Here is a 15,669-nt window from a genome sequence, read left to right on the forward strand (position 1 = left end):
AAACTTGACTTGGAGCGCACTCCACGTGCTTCAATGCAAGACGGCATGCGCATGCAAGCCGCAAGACGAAAGGATCCCTCATGAAGATAGCCGAAGTAAGCAAGCTATACGACCTTTCAGCCGACACGTTGCGCTACTACGAGCGCATCGGGCTGCTTTCCAGCATAACGCGCAACGCAAGCGGCATGCGGGACTACAGCGACCAGGATTGCGCGCGGGTGCAGTTCGTCAAGTGCATGCGCAAAGCGGGCGTGTCTATTGAAGCGCTCATCGAGTACATGCGCCTGTTCGAGCAAGGCGACGACACGATTGCGGCGCGCAAGGCGCTGCTCGAAGAGCAGCGAGACCTGGTGCGGAAGCGCATCGCCGAAATGCAGGCAGGCCTCGACCGCCTTGACTACAAGATAGAACACTACGAGCAGACTATCGTGCAAGCCGAGAAGAAGCTGCGCTGAGATCGCGCTGCAAAGATCGGGAAGGACCCTGGACAAGCGCCGTCCGCATCACATCAAAAAAGACCGCCAGTCGTTTGACTGGCGGTCTGGCGTTTCATGGCTCCCCGGGTAGGATTCGAACCTACAACCCTCCGGTTAACAGCCGGATGCTCTGCCGTTGAGCTACCGAGGAATGAGGAGCGCTCCGTTGCGCGAGTAAGTATTATACCGGAACCAAAACTTTGCGCAAGACCGTTTTTTCAAAATTTGGGCACGTGCCCGAAAATTGTTCTCCGCAGCGCCGGTTCCAGCAATCTACCTGGTGCGTTAGTACACCATGCCCATCGTTTCGCACACTTGCGCAAGCGTGGCCTCGGCAATTTCGTTCGCCTGACGGTTCCCGTCGTGCAAGACGTCCTTGATGTAGTCCATGTCCTGCATGAGCTCTTGACGGCGTTCGCGAATGGGAGCCAAGAAGCCGTTCACGCTTTCGGTCACGTACTTCTTGAGCGCTCCCGATCCCCCGTCGCCGATTTCGGCGGCAATCTCGAGCTCGGTGCGGCCCGTGCAAAGCGCGGCCGTCGTCAGCAGCGCGGACACGCCGGGGCGATTCTCCTTGTCGTACGTGATAACGCGGTCGGCGTCGGTCTTGGACTTCTTGATGAGCTTCGCCGTCTCTTCGTCGGTAAGCGACAGGCTGATGGCGTTGCCGTAGCTCTTCGACATCTTGCGCCCGTCAAGGCCGGGAATCTCCACGGCGTCGTTGAGCACGCCCTCGGGCTCGGGGAACACCTGACCGAACCGTTCATTGAAACGGCGGGCGATCAAGCGCGTCTGCTCGATGTGCGGCAGCTGGTCCTTGCCCACCGGCACGATGTTGCCCTTGCAGAACAGGATGTCGCACGCCTGATGCACGGGATACGTAAGCAGAAGGCCGGTGAGCGCGTGGCCGGAAGCCTCCATTTCGGACTTCACCGTGGGGTTGCGCTGCAGCTCGGCTTCGGTCACGAGCGAGAGGAACGGAAGCATCAGCTGGTTGAGCGCGGGAACGGCCGAGTGCGTGAAGATCATGGTCTTCGCCGGGTCGAGGCCGCATGCCAGGTAGTCGATCACCATGTTGTACACGTTGTCGCGAATATGCTCGGTGGTGTCGCGGTCGGTGATCACCTGATAGTCGGCGATGATGACGCGCGTCGTCACGCCCAGGTTCTGCAGAGCCACGCGCTCGCGAATGGTGCCGAAGTAATGGCCCAGGTGCAAGCGGCCGGTCGGACGGTCGCCGGTGAGCATGGTGTAGTTCTCGGGATGGACGGGCAGATCTGCGCGGATCTCGTCGCTGCGCTTCTTGCTGGCTTCAAAGCTATCGGTGCTCATGATGTTCCTATCGCGAAATCGTTGTGTCGGACCGTTCGGCGCCGCGAGCCAAGCCGGGCGCCGCGCATGCGTTGACGGCCAAGCCTTGAATCGCACGCGCATCGCAACAGTATAGCCGTTTTGGGGTGCGCACGGCACATCGGGCCGCTTTGCCGCGCGCTATAATCGTGAACCGTATCGCACCCTGAGGAGGATTCATGAACGACGCGCTGAAAAACCTGACGAAAGAAGAGCTGCTCGAACTGCTCGAGATATACGCGAAGAACCTGATCGCGCTCGACGGAACGTGGTTCCAATCGATCGAGAAGGACGACGGCATGGACGCAGCCATGCACCATGACGTGGAAGCATGGCGACGGTTCAGCGTTTCGGAGGGCCGCCGCATCAAGGCATTTCTCGGACTGGACGAGCATCCGGGCATCGAAGGGCTGGCGAAGGCGCTTTCACTGCGCTGCCAGTCGGCCGCGAACGTCGACGAGATAACCGTGAACGGCAACGAACTGACGTACCGCATCGTCGATTGCCGCGTGCAGAACGCCCGCGAGCGAAAGGGCATGGGGTTCCATCCGTGCAAGAACGTGGGAGTAGTGGAGTATGCGGTGTTCGCAACCGCTATCGACGACCGCATCGTTTGCGAATGCCTGAGCTGCTTCCCCGACATTGCGGACAGCACCTGCAACTGCGCTTGGAAATTCACGTTGAACGCCTAGGACAGCGAAAAAGCCTTCCCGAAGGAAGGCTTTTGAATTCATGGTGGTCGCTACAGGATTTGAACCTGTGACCCCCGCCGTGTGAAGGCGATGCTCTCCCGCTGAGCCAAGCGACCGTACTTGTTGCTTCGTTCGCAACGCTGAAATATTGTACCGGTAGTTTTAGGCGCGCGCAAGCCCCTATTTTCAATTTTTTGAGAATAGCGTTGCCGACAGGTTTGCGAGGATTCGCGGCAAGGATTCTAAGCGGCTTGCGCAAACTACCCGTTTCCCTCTTTGCACAAGCGAGCATTTTGGGATAGAATAGCGGGACGCTTTACGGGCCTATAGCTCAATGGTGGAGCAGGGGACTCATAATCCCTTGGTTGCAGGTTCGAGCCCTGCTGGGCCCACCAGCAAACACGCAAAGGCTGCATCGGTTTCGGTGCAGCCTTTTCCATGCCCGCATGAAGCCGCCCATCCAGAGGCTGCCGCACGCCCACCCGCTCCCCCTTCCCAGCGCGACGTCCGAAGCAGCCCGCAAACGCGGCGCTGCACGCATGCCTCTACCACCTTCCGAGGGAGGTGCGCACCCGAAACCATACTTCCTGCGGTATGGAACAGAGCAGTCGAGCGACCCTACAATAAGGACGGTTCCCGCTGCGGCCCTCCAACCGAAGGAGCACGCCTTGACGTTGCTTATCCCCATCGCCTTCCTTCTTGCCGGCGCCTTCGCCGTCATGGCCATCCTGGCGCGCAACCTTGCCAGCCTTGGTCGAGAGTCGGACGCCATGTGGGAGCAGCTGCAAGCGACCCGCCGCAGCCGAAACGACGTCATGGCGCGGATAGCCGACGCCGCACGGACGAACGGCGTGGACGACCTCTTCGCCCTGCAAGCCGTCGAGCGCGCCTTCGCCGATGCGCAGGCCGCCGAAGACCCGACGCGCGCCGCAGAAGCCGACGATGCGCTCTGCGTGGCGCATCGCAACCTGCTCGACCTTATCGAAGGGCGCGCACCCGCCCTGCTCGAGCGCGCGCCCTTCGCGCTTCTCCTAGAGGAGCTGGGGGAACTGGAAGACCGCATGACAACCTGCAAGGGACTCTACAACAACCGCGTCACCATGTACGGCAACGCGGGGCGCACGTTTCCCACGCTGCTCATCGCCAAGCAGCGTGGCTTTGCGCCCCGCGAACGCTACCTGCCCCGCGAAGCGTCCGACCCCCTTGCCGTGGCCGCCGCAAGCGGCTCCACCGCGCTGGCGGAAGCTTCGCCCCGCATCATGAACGCCTACATGCTATGGGCCATCGGGCTATCCGACACGGTGCTCGAAGAAGCGCCGCAGCATCGAACCGGGCGGTAGCGCGCGCAACCGCACGGCCCGTCCCTTCCCCACCGCGCAAAAAAGCCGCTTGCCGAGTGGGCAAGCGGCTGCAAGCGAGCAATGCGAGCGGCGCCGTTACGCGCGGCGCACCAGGTAGCACTTGTGGATGCGCGGGTTGCGCTCGAAGTCGTGCGGGATGGTTTGCGCGGTGATGTCCTCGATGATCACGCCGTACTTCGCAAGCGCCTCCTCGTCGGGCTTGAAATTGCGCAGGTTGCACGAGAACACGGCCTCGCCCCCTTCGGCCAGCAGGCGGGTCACGCCGATAAGCAGCTCCACATGATCGCGCTGGACGTCCCACGTGCGCTTGCCCATGGCCTTGGAATTCGAGAACGTGGGCGGATCGACGAAGATCAAATCGAACCTGCGCGGCGTGCGGCGGCACTCCGTTATCCACGTCATGACGTCCGCGCGCTCGAACGCATGCGCTTCGCCCGTAAAGCCGTTCTGCTCCATGTTGCGCGCGGCCCAATCCAGGTACGTTTGGGAAAGGTCGACCGTGCACGTGGACTCCGCCTGCCCGCCCGCAGCGTGCACGGTAGCCGTGCCCGTGTACGCGAACAGGTTGAGGAACCGTTTTCCCGCGGCCCGCGCGCCCACCAGCTCGCGCGTCAGGCGATGATCCAGGAACATGCCCGTATCCAAATAGCCGGACAGATCGACTTCGAGCAGGTACCCGTCCTCCTGTACGTGGGTCACGTACGAGCGCCTTCCCGCTCCGCGGTACTGGCTGCCCCCCTTGTCGCGGCAGCGAACCTTCGAGAACACGTGGTCGGGACGCACGCCCAGCACCACGGGAGCCAGGGACAGAACGTCGTCGAAGCGCCGTTGCGCCTTCGAGGGGTCGATCGTGGAGGGCGCAGCGTATTCGGCTATATGCACATACGTGTTGCCCGACGCCTGGCCCGCGCCCGTGTACAGGTCGATGGCGACCGCGTAGTCGGGCAGGTCGGCATCGTAGATGCGATAGCACGACACGCCCTCGCGCTTCGCCCATTTGCGACGCTCTTTCGCCACCTTGCGAAGACGCGAAGCGAACTGCTCGGACGCGGACTCGAACACCTCGACGCGATGCTCGGCCCCGCCTGCGGAGTCGGGCACCGTCACGATCACGGGCTCCACCGGGGGCTCGTCGAACACGAGCACCTCGACCGACACCCGGCCCGCGCCGAGCGTCGTCCGCTCGAAAGGCTCCACGCCGAACCGGGACTCGATGCCCTCGCCGCCCGCCACTGCGAACGTCGCGCCCGAACCCGCCGCCGAAGACGCGCGCGAGAAGGCGGCCGATTCGGCCTGCTGCCGCGCCTCCGATTGCGCGCGATCGCCGGTGGGCAGCACGCTTGCCACCAAGAACCCGGAAGCCTGCATGCCGTCCGCACCGCTGTCGGCCATCGCTTCGCGCAGTGCGCGCGCCGCCGCCGATCCCACGCGTTCCACCAGGTCGGGAGCGCTTTGGGCATCGCCCAGCTCGATGCTCACAACCTGGCGCAGCCCTGCGCGCTTGGCGCGCTGACGGGCGCGCGCGATGGCAGGCGACGACGTGGTCGCCCCGGCGAAGCGCACGTACGCCAAATCGGGCGGCGCCGAAGGATCCTGCGTATCGCACGCCGCTACGCGCGCCAGCCCCGCTTCGAAGCGCTCGTCGGCCTCGGCAAGAAGATCGCCCCACGCATCCTCGTCCGCCTCCGCCCAGCCGAAGAACCCCCAGCGCGAGCGAGCAAGGCCGGGCGCGAGGTCGCATGCGACCGACGCGGCCTCGATGACGAGCGAGCCGTCCGAGCACGTCGGATCGACGCATGCGGCGCCCGATGCCGCTATGTCGTGCCAGCCGGCCAAGGCCAGCAGGCCCGCAGCCTGCGCGCACTCCAAAGGAGCGTCCGGCCCGTCGTCGGCCGTCAAGTACGTGCGTCGATACAGGGACTCTCCCGACAAATCGAGCGAAATAGTCGCTCGCCCTTCGCGAATGCGCACGTCGAGCACGACGTCGGGCTGATCGGTGTCCACATCGGGACGCTCGCCGCGCATCTCGCGCAAGCGATCGCACACCGCGTCCTTCACCTTGAGCGCGGTGAAGCGGGTGTTGCGCAGCTGGTCGTTCATGCCGTGCGCCTGCACGGCCATGCTCGCCCCCGAAGCGATGACCCGCTCCCACGGCAAGCGGCGCGCGCCCTCGTACAGCAGATTGGCATCGGACGCGTTCACGCGACCGACCACGAGCGTCACGCGCGAGGCAAGCCGCGACCACAAGCACGCTTTGAGCGCGCCGCGCATATCGCAGAAAAAGGCAACGCCCCCGCCAAGGGGGCGCACGCGCTTAGCTCCAAGCGACTTCAGCTCGTCGGCCAACGGCTTTTCCAATCCGGAAAGGCAGCTTGCGAACAACTCGAGGTTGTATTTTTCCATACGTGACGTCCCATCGTAAAATCGCAGGTTGGAGCAGCGCGCCGGCAAAGAGGCCCCGCGACGCCCGTCGCCTTCCGCCCCGCAGCCCGCATGCCGTGCGACATGCGGGAAGGGCAACAAGGCGAAAACTCGGACATCGCGGGGCCTCGTCGGCAAAACCGGTCCGCGCTACGGCGTCGAACGGCTCGGGCGGCGTTCGAGCCGCCCGAGCCCTTAGTCTTCCAGGTAATCCTTGAGCTTCGAGGAGCGGGACGGATGGCGCAGCTTCGCCAGCGTCTTGCTCTCGATCTGGCGAATGCGCTCGCGCGTAACGCCGAACTCGCGTCCGACCTCCTCGAGCGTGCGAGGATGGCCGTCTTCCAGCCCGAAGCGCAAAGCGATGACCTTGCGCTCGCGCTCCGCCAGCCCGTCGAGCACCTTCGACAGCTGCTCCTGCAGCATGCTGAACGACGCAGCGTCGGGCGGCACCACGGCGGCGTCGTCCTCGATGAAGTCGCCCAGCTGGGAATCTTCCTCTTCGCCGATGGGAGTTTCCAGGCTCACGGGCTCCTGCGAGATCTTCTGGATCTCGCGCACGCGCTCGGCGGGCAGGCCCATCTCCTTGCCGATCTCCTCCGGCGTTGGCTCGCGCCCGAGCTCTTGCAGAAGCTGGCGCTGAATGCGGACCAGCTTGTTGATGGTCTCGACCATGTGCACCGGAATGCGGATGGTGCGCGCCTGGTCGGCGATGGCGCGCGTGATAGCCTGGCGGATCCACCACGTGGCGTACGTGGAGAACTTGAAGCCCTTCGTGTAGTCGAACTTCTCGACCGCGCGGATCAGGCCCAGGTTGCCTTCCTGGATCAGGTCCAGGAACAGCATGCCGCGGCCGACGTAGCGCTTCGCAATGGACACGACCAAGCGCAGGTTCGCCTCGATGAGCTGCTGCTTGGCGTCCAAGCCCACCTGCTCGATGCGGCCGAGACGGCGCTTCTCGCGGCGCTCGAGCTCGATGCCCTCGTCTTCGGCCTTGTCCAGCTCTTCGCTTGCAGCGACGCCGGCCTCGATCTTCATGGCCAGGTCGATCTCTTCGGCTGCGTTGAGCAGCGGAACCTTGCCGATTTCCTTGAGGTACATGCGCACGGGGTCGCCGGTGAGCATGGTCACGGACGCATCGGCGTTGCGCTTGCGCACCGACGAGCGAACGCGGCCGCTCTTGGCCCCCACCTTCGGCAGCTGCACTTCGCTGACGGCCTTGAGTTCTTCTTCGGGAATGCCCGCAAGCAGGTCCTCGTCCTCTTCGCCGTCTTCGGACAGGGGCGTTTCGAGTTTGTCGTCTTCGAGCGTATCGGTAGCGCTTACGTCCGGTTCGACGTCGAGCGCGTCGTCGTCAAGCATCTCCTCAGATTCAATCGGGGCTTTCGCTTGGTCATTCGCTTGTACCGGCTGTTTCTTAGAGGCTTGGGCCACGTGATCTTCCTTTCCAACAGGATGGCGCACAGGGCATGAAGACATGCACGCTCTAGGCGCAAAGATACAGCCGAACACTATATCACAAGGTGTTGGCGCTTAGCAAGAAACGTCGGCGAATCGCAACCAAACTAGCGCGCGGGACGATCAGGGCCATCGTCGTCCGACGCTCCCGTCGACCCCGTGCGCCCGAACGTCATCTTCTCGAACAGGTCCACGGGAACCGGCGCGGAGAACACGTAGCCCTGCACGGCGTCGCATTCGGTGCTGCGCAAGAACTCCACTTGGGGAATGGTCTCGACGCCCTCGGCGATGGTTCCCATGTTGAGCTTCTTGGCCAAGTCGATAACCGACCCCACCACCACTTCGGAGCGGCTTTCGTCGCCCAGGAAGAACTGCCGGTCGATCTTGAGCGTGTCGACGGGAATGTCCTTCAAGACGTTCAGCGACGAGTACCCGCTGCCGAAATCGTCCATCGAGCAGCGAAAACCCAAGGAGTGGATGCCCAGGACGGTTTCGCGCAGAAGGTCAAGGCTCTCGAACGCCACGCTTTCGGTAAGCTCGAACTCCAAAAGCTCGGCAGGGACGTCGTAGCGCTTGCGGATCTCCTCGAACGCGTCCAGGAAGCGATCGTCGTGCAGGTGCAGCGGCGACAGGTTCACCGAAAGCGGCAAAGGCTCGATGCCCGCATCGATCCACGAGCGGATCAGCTTGCACGACTGCTCGAACACGGCAAGGTCGATCTTTATCACGAAGCCGTTTCGCTCGAAGAAGGGAATGAACTCGCCCGGAGGCAGCAGGCCGCGCTTCGGCGAATCCCAACGAACCAGCGCCTCGGCCCCGATGGTCCGCCCCGACTCCAGGCATATCTTGGGCTGCAGGAACAAGATGAACTCGCCGCGCTCGAGCGCTCGGTCCATCTCGTTTTCCATTTCTTTCTCGCGGATCAGCCGTTCGTGATCCACGTCGCTGAAAAACGAGCAGCGGCACAGGTGCCCGCCCGCCGCAGCAGAGGTTTTGCGGGCAGTGTTCGCCCGGTCCCTGATGGTGACGATGTCGCACGGCCACTCGACGGCGCATGCCCCACAGTTGAGCTTGACGAAGTACGGCGCGTTGTTCTCGCGGTTGAACGCGTTGAGGCGCTCGGCCAGCTCGTGGAGCCATGCGCGCACAAGCTCCGGATCGGTGTCGTCGAGCATGACGTTGAACAGGTCGGCCGTCACGCGAGCGGAGGCTTCGCCCTCGCGCAGGCCGTCCGCAATGGCCTTGTGCAGGTACCGCAGAAGCTCGTCGCCGCGAGCTTTGCCGAAGCTGTCGTTGACCAGGCGGAAGTCCTCTATGTCGAGCGCGACCAAAGAAAACGGCGACCGATCCTTGATGCGCTCGGTCACCAGCATGTCGAACCGCGCAACCGTATGCCCGCCCGTCACCGGGTCGACGAACGCCAGCCTGCTGATCTCGCGGTTCTTGCGCGATGTGGCCCAAGCCAGGCAGCCCCCGAACGCGCCGAAGGAAACCAGGGCCAAGACCGTCGTTCCAATGATGGCCAAGGTCGAATAATCCGAAACGGACGTGGCGTACAGCGAAGGCGGAACCACCGAGATGGCGTACCAGCCTCCCAGATCGAGCGGGTAGTAGTTCACTTCGCGCAGCTGGCCGTCCACCGTGTAGCCCAAGCAACCGCTCATCCCCCGCTGCATGTCCTGCGCCATGCGAGCGATATCGTCTTCGGATGCCACGGCCTCGTTGCGCAGGCCGTCGAAGAAGTTGCGGTCCTCCCCGAGCGAGTTCGCATTCTCGGAACGCAAGATGAAATCCCCGTCCGACGACACGATATGGGCGAATCCCACGCCGTCGGCCGTATCGGTGTTGTAGAGCAGCTTCATCGAATCGTGAGCGACCCACCCTACCACGGCCCCCAGGCCATTGGGGCCGACGGCCGGAACCGCGTACAGCGCGCCCTTGCCCGGGCTGAACTCGGGCACCTCGACCAGATCGCCTTCGACGCCAGCCTGCCCTTCGATTGCGTCCATGACCACGCGGAACCCTTGCGCGTCGACCGCGCCTGCGCCGGGAACGGTCAAGGTCCCGCTTCGGTCGGCGTACCCGACCCAGCTGAAGGGCCCGCCGTCGACCAACGTCTCCGTAAGGGCCGCGCGGCTTTCGTCGTCGCCGTCGATCACGCTGAGCTGCCGGCCAAGATGCTCGAGAAGCTCCACGTTGAAGCTCATGCGCTGGTTGATCTTGTACGTAGTTTGCTGGGACAGCTCGGCAAGGTAGCTTTCGGTCTCCTCCATGACCACCTGCTCGCCGCGCACGAGCGTGATCGCGCACACCGCGCCCGTCGCAAGCGCCACAACCGCGAACACGGCAGCGAACACGCGCAGGTAGCTCCCTTGCAGGATTGCTTTCACGATATCCCCTTTTAACGGTGAAGCGCGCCTTCGCAAGACCCCGGATTCAAGTGAGCGCGCCTTAGCAACTTCCGTTGACCTAATTCCCCATTATTGCAAAGCGAGCCGCAGCGTGCAAGGCGCAATCGCAGGACCGAAGCATGCCTATCGGCTCAGGAAGACGCGCAGCGCATCGTAGAGCTGGTTGGCGTCGAACGGCTTGGGCACGAAGCCGTCCATGCCGGCGGCGCGCGCCTCCTCCCGATCCTCCTGGAACGTGTTGGCGGTCAAGGCGACGATGGGAACCGTCCGCGCGTCGGCACGGTCAAGCGACCGGATGGCGCGCGCGGCGGCCAGCCCGTCGAGCACCGGCATCCTCACGTCCATGAGCACGAAATCGTACGTTCCCGTTTTCGAAGCCTCGAACAGGTCGATCGCCTCGCGCCCGTCCGCCGCTCGATCCACCGACACGCCCTGCATTTCAAGCAAAGCCGCCGCAATCTCGGCGTTCAGATCGTTGTCCTCGGCCAAAAGGACGTGCGATCCCTTCAAAGCAGGGGCGTTCTCAGGCGACAGGACAGCCTTGCCCAGCGGAGCCTGCCCCTCTTCGGCAAGCGGCAGATCGATCGTGAAGAAGAACTCCGACCCCCGTCCGAAGCTACTTCGAACCTCGAGCGAGCCGCCCATAAGGCGCACGAGGCTGCTGCTGATGGCAAGTCCCAGGCCGGTTCCCTGAGCGTTGCGACGGTTCTCGGCGGCCTGCTCGAACGAATCGAAGATACGGCCCAGATCCTCTTCGCGAATGCCCGCGCCGTCGTCTTTCACGCTGAAGCGAAGGCGCACGCTCGCGTCGTCTCGGCGCAGCTCCTTGATGGAAAGCTGGACGAAGCCGCCGCTGTCGGTGAACTTGAACGCGTTCGACAGCAGGTTCGCCAGCACCTGCTGAAGACGCACGTCGTCTCCTACCACGCCCTCGTCCACGCCGCAGCTAACCTCGAAGCGCACGCCCTTCTCCTCGGCCTGCATGCAGAACATGCTCTCCAGGCGCTCGGCCAGACAGCGGAGGCGCATGGGAGCGACCTCGATGCGCATCTTGTTGTTGTCGATCTTCGACATGTCCAGGATGTCGTTGACAAGCGAGAGCAGGAACTGGGCCGACGTGTTGATCTTCTCAAGGCTGGAGCGGATGGCGGGCGTGGCCTCCCCCGACAGCGACGCCACGCTGGAAAGCCCGATGATGGCGTTCATGGGCGTGCGTATCTCGTGCGACATGCGCGAGAGGAAGTCCGCCTTCTCGCGACCGGACTCCTCCGCTTTCTCCAGCTTGATCGCCATCACGCGGGCGCGCACCTTCGACAGCGACACCACAACGCCGATGGCCCCCAAAAGCAAGGCGAACACAAGCACCATGGTGACCACGAGAAAGGGGTTTTGCGCCACGAACGACTCGATGGTGGCGCGATGCGAGGTCACTGGCGTGGAGTTGCGGGACACGATGGCGTCAAGCTCGTCGCTCGACAAGCTGTTCACGGCCTTGTTCAGCACGGCGTACAAAGACGCGTCCACGGGCTTGGGCAACGCCACGGAGAACACGGCGTCGTCGTGCTCCGACGTTGCCGGGGCAACGTTGGCGTACGAACGCTCGACGAACAGGCTCTCGGCGCACGAGGCGGGCATGCTGGTTAGGTCGGCGCGCCCCTCGTTCACGGCCGACAAGCACTCTTCGTACGTCGCATAGCGCACCACGCGCGCCACGTCGAGGCCCTTCGGGTCGGCAAGCCCCTCCAGCTGCGCGAACACCAGGCCCTCGCTTCGCTGGGACCCCGCCTTGCTCCTGAGCACCACTCCGTCCAAGGATGCATAGCTTGCCGTCAGGGCCAGACCGCGCTCGGATGCAGTGCGCTCGTCGCCCTGGAATCCGCCCAGCACGTCCGCTTCGCCCGACGCCACCAGCTCGAGCGCGGCTTCGTACGTGCTTGCGTGGACGAACCGAAACGTCAAGCCCGTCCGTTCGGACACCAGGCCCAAGACCTCCTTCACCACGCCTCGGTACGATCCCTCAAGGTCGTAGTACAAAGGATACTGCCCCGCCACCACGGCCACCCTGACCTCGCCCCGGCCCGCAACGTACGCGCGGTCGTCGGCGGAAAGCTCAAGGGGGAACCGGTACATCTGGGGAAAATAGGCGTCGTGAAGCTTGGTGGCGAACCCGGGGTCGGCTGCGTACACCTGGGCCATTGCGGCATCGAGCTCGGGCAGCAGGTCGCTTCCCTTCGCAAGGGCGAAGTACTGCGGCTCGCCGCCGAACGACGCGACGACCTTGCAGTTGCCGGGAAAATCCGTGTCCCCGGTCAGCATGACGTCGGCCGTGCCGTCGTCGAGGCAGCTTTTGTACGAAGCGTAGTCAAGCGGAAGAAGCGTGCAGAAAAGGCCGTTCAGGCTCAGGAAGCTCTCGAGCCGCTTGTTCTTGTCGACGGCCTTCTCGTACACGCCGATCGTCGCGCCGTCCAGGGTGCTCAAGTCGAAGCTTGCAACGGCGTCGTTGTCCTGCGCGCACGCCAGCAGCGAGCGGTTCGAGCCCATGCTGTAGGTCGAGTAGTCAAGGGAGTCGGCAAGCTGCTCGCGCACGAACATGCCGCCCACCAGGTCGATTTCGCCATCGCGCAGCCGATCGATCAAGTTGTCGATGTCTCCGTCGACGAATTCGTATTCCCAACCGGTGTACTTCGCGATCTCGGTGAGCCAGTCGAAGAGCACCCCGCTGCGATTCCCCTGGTCGTCCACCATGCTCAAGCCCTCGGACGGAGGAAACGCCACCTTCACCACGCGCCCGCGAGACGACGAAGCCCGCTCGTCGGCAACCGCAGGAGCAGCGAACGCGACGGCCAGCATCGCCGAGAGCACCAGTGCGCACGCGATGCGCTTCGCCCATTTCCCCACGGCTCGAACCTCCTCCATCGCCTGCGGTACCGCTTCCAGTCGAATCAGCTGTAGGGCACCCAGAATACCACGACAAGGGAAGACGCAGCTGAAACTGTAAACCTACGGGCCGCGCGGCTGCGAAAGGCCGCCTACAGCAGATCGTCGGGATCCACGTCGATCGCTACGTTCGCGTCCTTGTCGGGCTTGCGGTGCCTGAAGTACGGAAGAAGCACGGCCGAGAGGTCGGCCTCCGGCGGGCACTTCACCACGATGTGCCAGCGATACGTGCCCCGCAGCTTCGCGAGAACGCACGGCGTAGCGGGCAGGACCGTCCAGTCGTCACCGCCGAAATCGCGCACGACCTGCTCGATCCCCTGCTGCAGCTGCTGGGCCGCCCCGCGCACCGCCGCTTCGTCCTTGCCCCAGATCAGCACGTTCGCCATGCGCACGTACGGCGGGTACCCCAACAGGCGCCGCTTCGGCAGCTCGTCGCGCAGAAACAGCGCGCGGTCGTACGACGCCGCGGCCCGGATGGGGGCGGCGTCCGCCTCGTAGGTCTGCACGAGCACGCGCCCCGGCAGCTCGGCGCGCCCCGCGCGTCCGGCCACCTGCTCCACAAGGTCGAACGTGCGCTCGGCGGCTCGATAGTCGGGAAGCTTCAGCATGGTGTCGGCGTTGATGACGCCCACCAGCGTGACGTCTTCGAAGTCAAGGCCCTTCGCGATCATCTGCGTGCCCAAAAGCACAGCGGCGTCGGCGGCGGCAAACTCCTCTAAAAGCCGCTGGTGGGCGCCCTTGCCCGACGTCGTGTCGGCGTCCATGCGCACGATGGGAACCCCAGGGCCCACACCGGGGGTCTCGTCCAGCAAAACCCGCAGATCGGCCTCGACCCGCTGCGTTCCGGCACCGAACTTCTTGAGATAGGGGCTGCCGCATTCGGGGCAGACCGGGGGCACCGCGATGCGGTAGCCGCAGTGATGGCAGATGAGGAAGCTTCCCCGCTCGTGATAGGTCAGCGATGTGGAGCAGGACGGGCATTCCGGCACGAACCCGCACTCCCGGCACAGCAAGAACTTCGCGAATCCGCGCTGATTGAGCAGCAGGACCGCCTTTCGACCAGCGGAAAGCTCTTCGGCAAGCGCACGGGAGAGCGCGCCCGAGAACATGGAGCGGGAGCCTCCGCTGAATTCCACCGCCATGTCGACGACGCGAACGGCGGGCAAGGGCTTGCCGTTCGCGCGCTCGGGCAGCTCGACATGATGCCATCGGGGATCCTTCGCGCACGCGTGAAGCGCCTCGATGGAAGGGGTGGCCGACCCGAGCACCACGGCCGCGCCCGCGCGGCGCGCCATCCATACAGCCACGTCGCGCGCGTGGTAGCGCGGCGAGCTGTCCTGCTTGTAAGAGCCCTCGTGCTCCTCGTCGATGACAAGGAGCCCCAGGTTGGAAAGCGGCGTGAACAGGGCGCTTCGAGCGCCCACCACCACGCGCGCCGCGCCCGAGCGAATGAAGTCCCACTGGTCGTAGCGCTCGCCCTGGCTCATGCGCGAGTGCATGACGGCCACGGTGTCGCCGAAGCGGCCGCGGAACCGGCCCACCGTCTGCGGAGTGAGCGAGATCTCGGGCACGAGCACGCACGCCGTGCGCCCCGCGGCGAGCGTCGCCTCGATGGCCTGGAGATACACTTCCGTCTTGCCCGACCCGGTCACGCCGTCCACCAGCACGACCTCGCCCGCGCCGCGCTCGCGCGCCGCATCGATGACGGCGAGCGCCGCCGCCTGCCCCTGCGTGAGCGGCGGTTTGGGAGAAGGGGCGAAGCCGCTCGCAGGCTGCATGCCCGCAGGTTGGCGCAGCGGGTCGGCAAGGGCGTTCGCAGCGTTCGCAGCGCCCGCAGGCTCCGACGGAGCTGCGAAGCCTCGCATGCGGCGACGATGCTCGATGCGCACGACGCCTTGCTTCTCGAGCGTCTTCAACGGAGCCGACACCGCGCCGAACTCGGCCGACAGCTCGGCTACGCGCAGCTCGCCCGCGCGCAGGGCCTCCACGATGGAAGCCTGCTTGACGGCGTTCTTCCGAGGCTCGAACGTGTCGAAGGCCGCACCCGGCAACACCCAGCGATCGTCCACTTCCCCCACGGCGGGCTCTTCCAGGCGCCAGTAGCCCTCGCGCGACCGCACCATGCGCGGCACCCCGCCCGGCGGGGTGAACAGGCGCACGCACGACGAGAGCGGAGCGATGTAGCGCTGCGCCAGCCACTGGGCGCAGGCGGCGCCCTCTTCGTGGAAATACGGGCGGCTCACCGCTCGCACGATAACCTTGAGCTTGGCGGGGTCGAGCCCTTCGGGATAGTCGCCGTCTTCGCGTTCCTCGATACCTATCACGAAGCCGATCGCACGCCGATGGCCGAACGGCACGAGCACAGCGCAGCCCACCTCGACAGGATGGTCGCCGCTTTCGTCCTCGGGCACGGCATACGTGTAGGGCGCGTCGAGCGCTTGCGTGGGTATGTCCAGGATGATCGATGCGAGTTTCATATCTTCAGTATATCCTATGTCCTCGTTCACTCCGAAACGCGCCTGCGCCCTTCCCCATTCGCTAGCCCATGCGCTCTCGACCGGCTCGA

The 15,669-nt window shown here is 64.5% G+C and carries 9 protein-coding genes and 3 tRNA genes; 4 read left to right on the plus strand and 8 right to left on the minus strand.

Annotated features, from left to right (window positions below):
- Positions 1–80 precede the first annotated feature (80 nt).
- Entirely contained in the window at positions 81–455 is a 375-nt protein-coding gene (locus tag LQE90_RS01650) for a MerR family transcriptional regulator (protein ID WP_216528615.1), read from the plus strand.
- Positions 456–552: 97 nt separating this feature from the next.
- Here LQE90_RS01650 and LQE90_RS01655 read toward each other — a convergent pair.
- Both LQE90_RS01655 and trpS read right to left on the minus strand, forming a co-directional pair.
- Positions 553–627, minus strand: a tRNA-Asn gene (locus tag LQE90_RS01655).
- A gap of 134 nt (positions 628–761) precedes the next feature.
- Complete coding sequence (gene trpS, locus LQE90_RS01660; protein WP_216528616.1) at positions 762–1,808, minus strand: tryptophan--tRNA ligase; 1,047 nt, start codon at positions 1,806–1,808, stop codon at positions 762–764.
- 197 nt (positions 1,809–2,005) lie between these two features.
- Here trpS and LQE90_RS01665 point away from each other — a divergent pair, with 197 nt between their 5' ends.
- Positions 2,006–2,518 carry a DUF6125 family protein gene (locus LQE90_RS01665; protein ID WP_114565856.1) on the plus strand — a complete coding sequence of 171 codons (513 nt, stop codon included), beginning with the start codon at positions 2,006–2,008 and terminating at the stop codon, positions 2,516–2,518.
- A 41-nt stretch (positions 2,519–2,559) separates the two neighbouring features.
- Here the strand turns inward: LQE90_RS01665 and LQE90_RS01670 are convergent.
- Positions 2,560–2,634, minus strand: a tRNA-Val gene (locus LQE90_RS01670).
- 204 nt (positions 2,635–2,838) lie between these two features.
- On the opposite strand from LQE90_RS01670, the gene LQE90_RS01675 reads away from it, so the two are divergent.
- Positions 2,839–2,913, plus strand: a tRNA-Ile gene (locus LQE90_RS01675).
- 273 nt (positions 2,914–3,186) lie between these two features.
- Positions 3,187–3,858 (plus strand): LemA family protein, encoded by a 672-nt coding sequence (locus LQE90_RS01680; RefSeq protein WP_181792504.1) that lies wholly within the window; start codon positions 3,187–3,189, stop codon positions 3,856–3,858.
- Between the two features lie 96 nt (positions 3,859–3,954).
- Here LQE90_RS01680 and rlmKL read toward each other — a convergent pair whose 3' ends face one another.
- The 5 genes from rlmKL to priA all read right to left on the minus strand — a co-directional run bounded on the left by rlmKL (position 3,955) and on the right by priA (position 15,580).
- Positions 3,955–6,282: a bifunctional 23S rRNA (guanine(2069)-N(7))-methyltransferase RlmK/23S rRNA (guanine(2445)-N(2))-methyltransferase RlmL gene (gene rlmKL, locus LQE90_RS01685; protein WP_114565858.1), complete on the minus strand. Its 2,328-nt coding sequence runs from the start codon at positions 6,280–6,282 to the stop codon at positions 3,955–3,957.
- Positions 6,283–6,495: 213 nt separating this feature from the next.
- A complete protein-coding gene (rpoD, locus tag LQE90_RS01690; RefSeq protein ID WP_114565859.1) occupies positions 6,496–7,731 on the minus strand; it encodes an RNA polymerase sigma factor RpoD in 1,236 nt (411 codons plus the stop codon).
- Between the two features lie 131 nt (positions 7,732–7,862).
- Complete coding sequence (locus tag LQE90_RS01695; RefSeq protein WP_216528617.1) at positions 7,863–10,145, minus strand: bifunctional diguanylate cyclase/phosphodiesterase; 2,283 nt, start codon at positions 10,143–10,145, stop codon at positions 7,863–7,865.
- 144 nt (positions 10,146–10,289) lie between these two features.
- Positions 10,290–13,082, minus strand: coding sequence for an ATP-binding protein (locus LQE90_RS01700; RefSeq protein WP_225749303.1), 2,793 nt, complete (start codon positions 13,080–13,082; stop codon positions 10,290–10,292).
- Between the two features lie 113 nt (positions 13,083–13,195).
- The gene (gene priA / locus LQE90_RS01705; RefSeq protein ID WP_216528618.1) at positions 13,196–15,580 is read right to left on the minus strand and encodes a replication restart helicase PriA; all 2,385 of its coding nucleotides are present in this window, start codon (positions 15,578–15,580) and stop codon (positions 13,196–13,198) included.
- Between the last annotated feature and the right edge of the window lie 89 nt (positions 15,581–15,669).

The organism is Paraeggerthella hominis (genome assembly GCF_021044775.1).
Taxonomy (GTDB): domain Bacteria; phylum Actinomycetota; class Coriobacteriia; order Coriobacteriales; family Eggerthellaceae; genus Paraeggerthella; species Paraeggerthella hominis.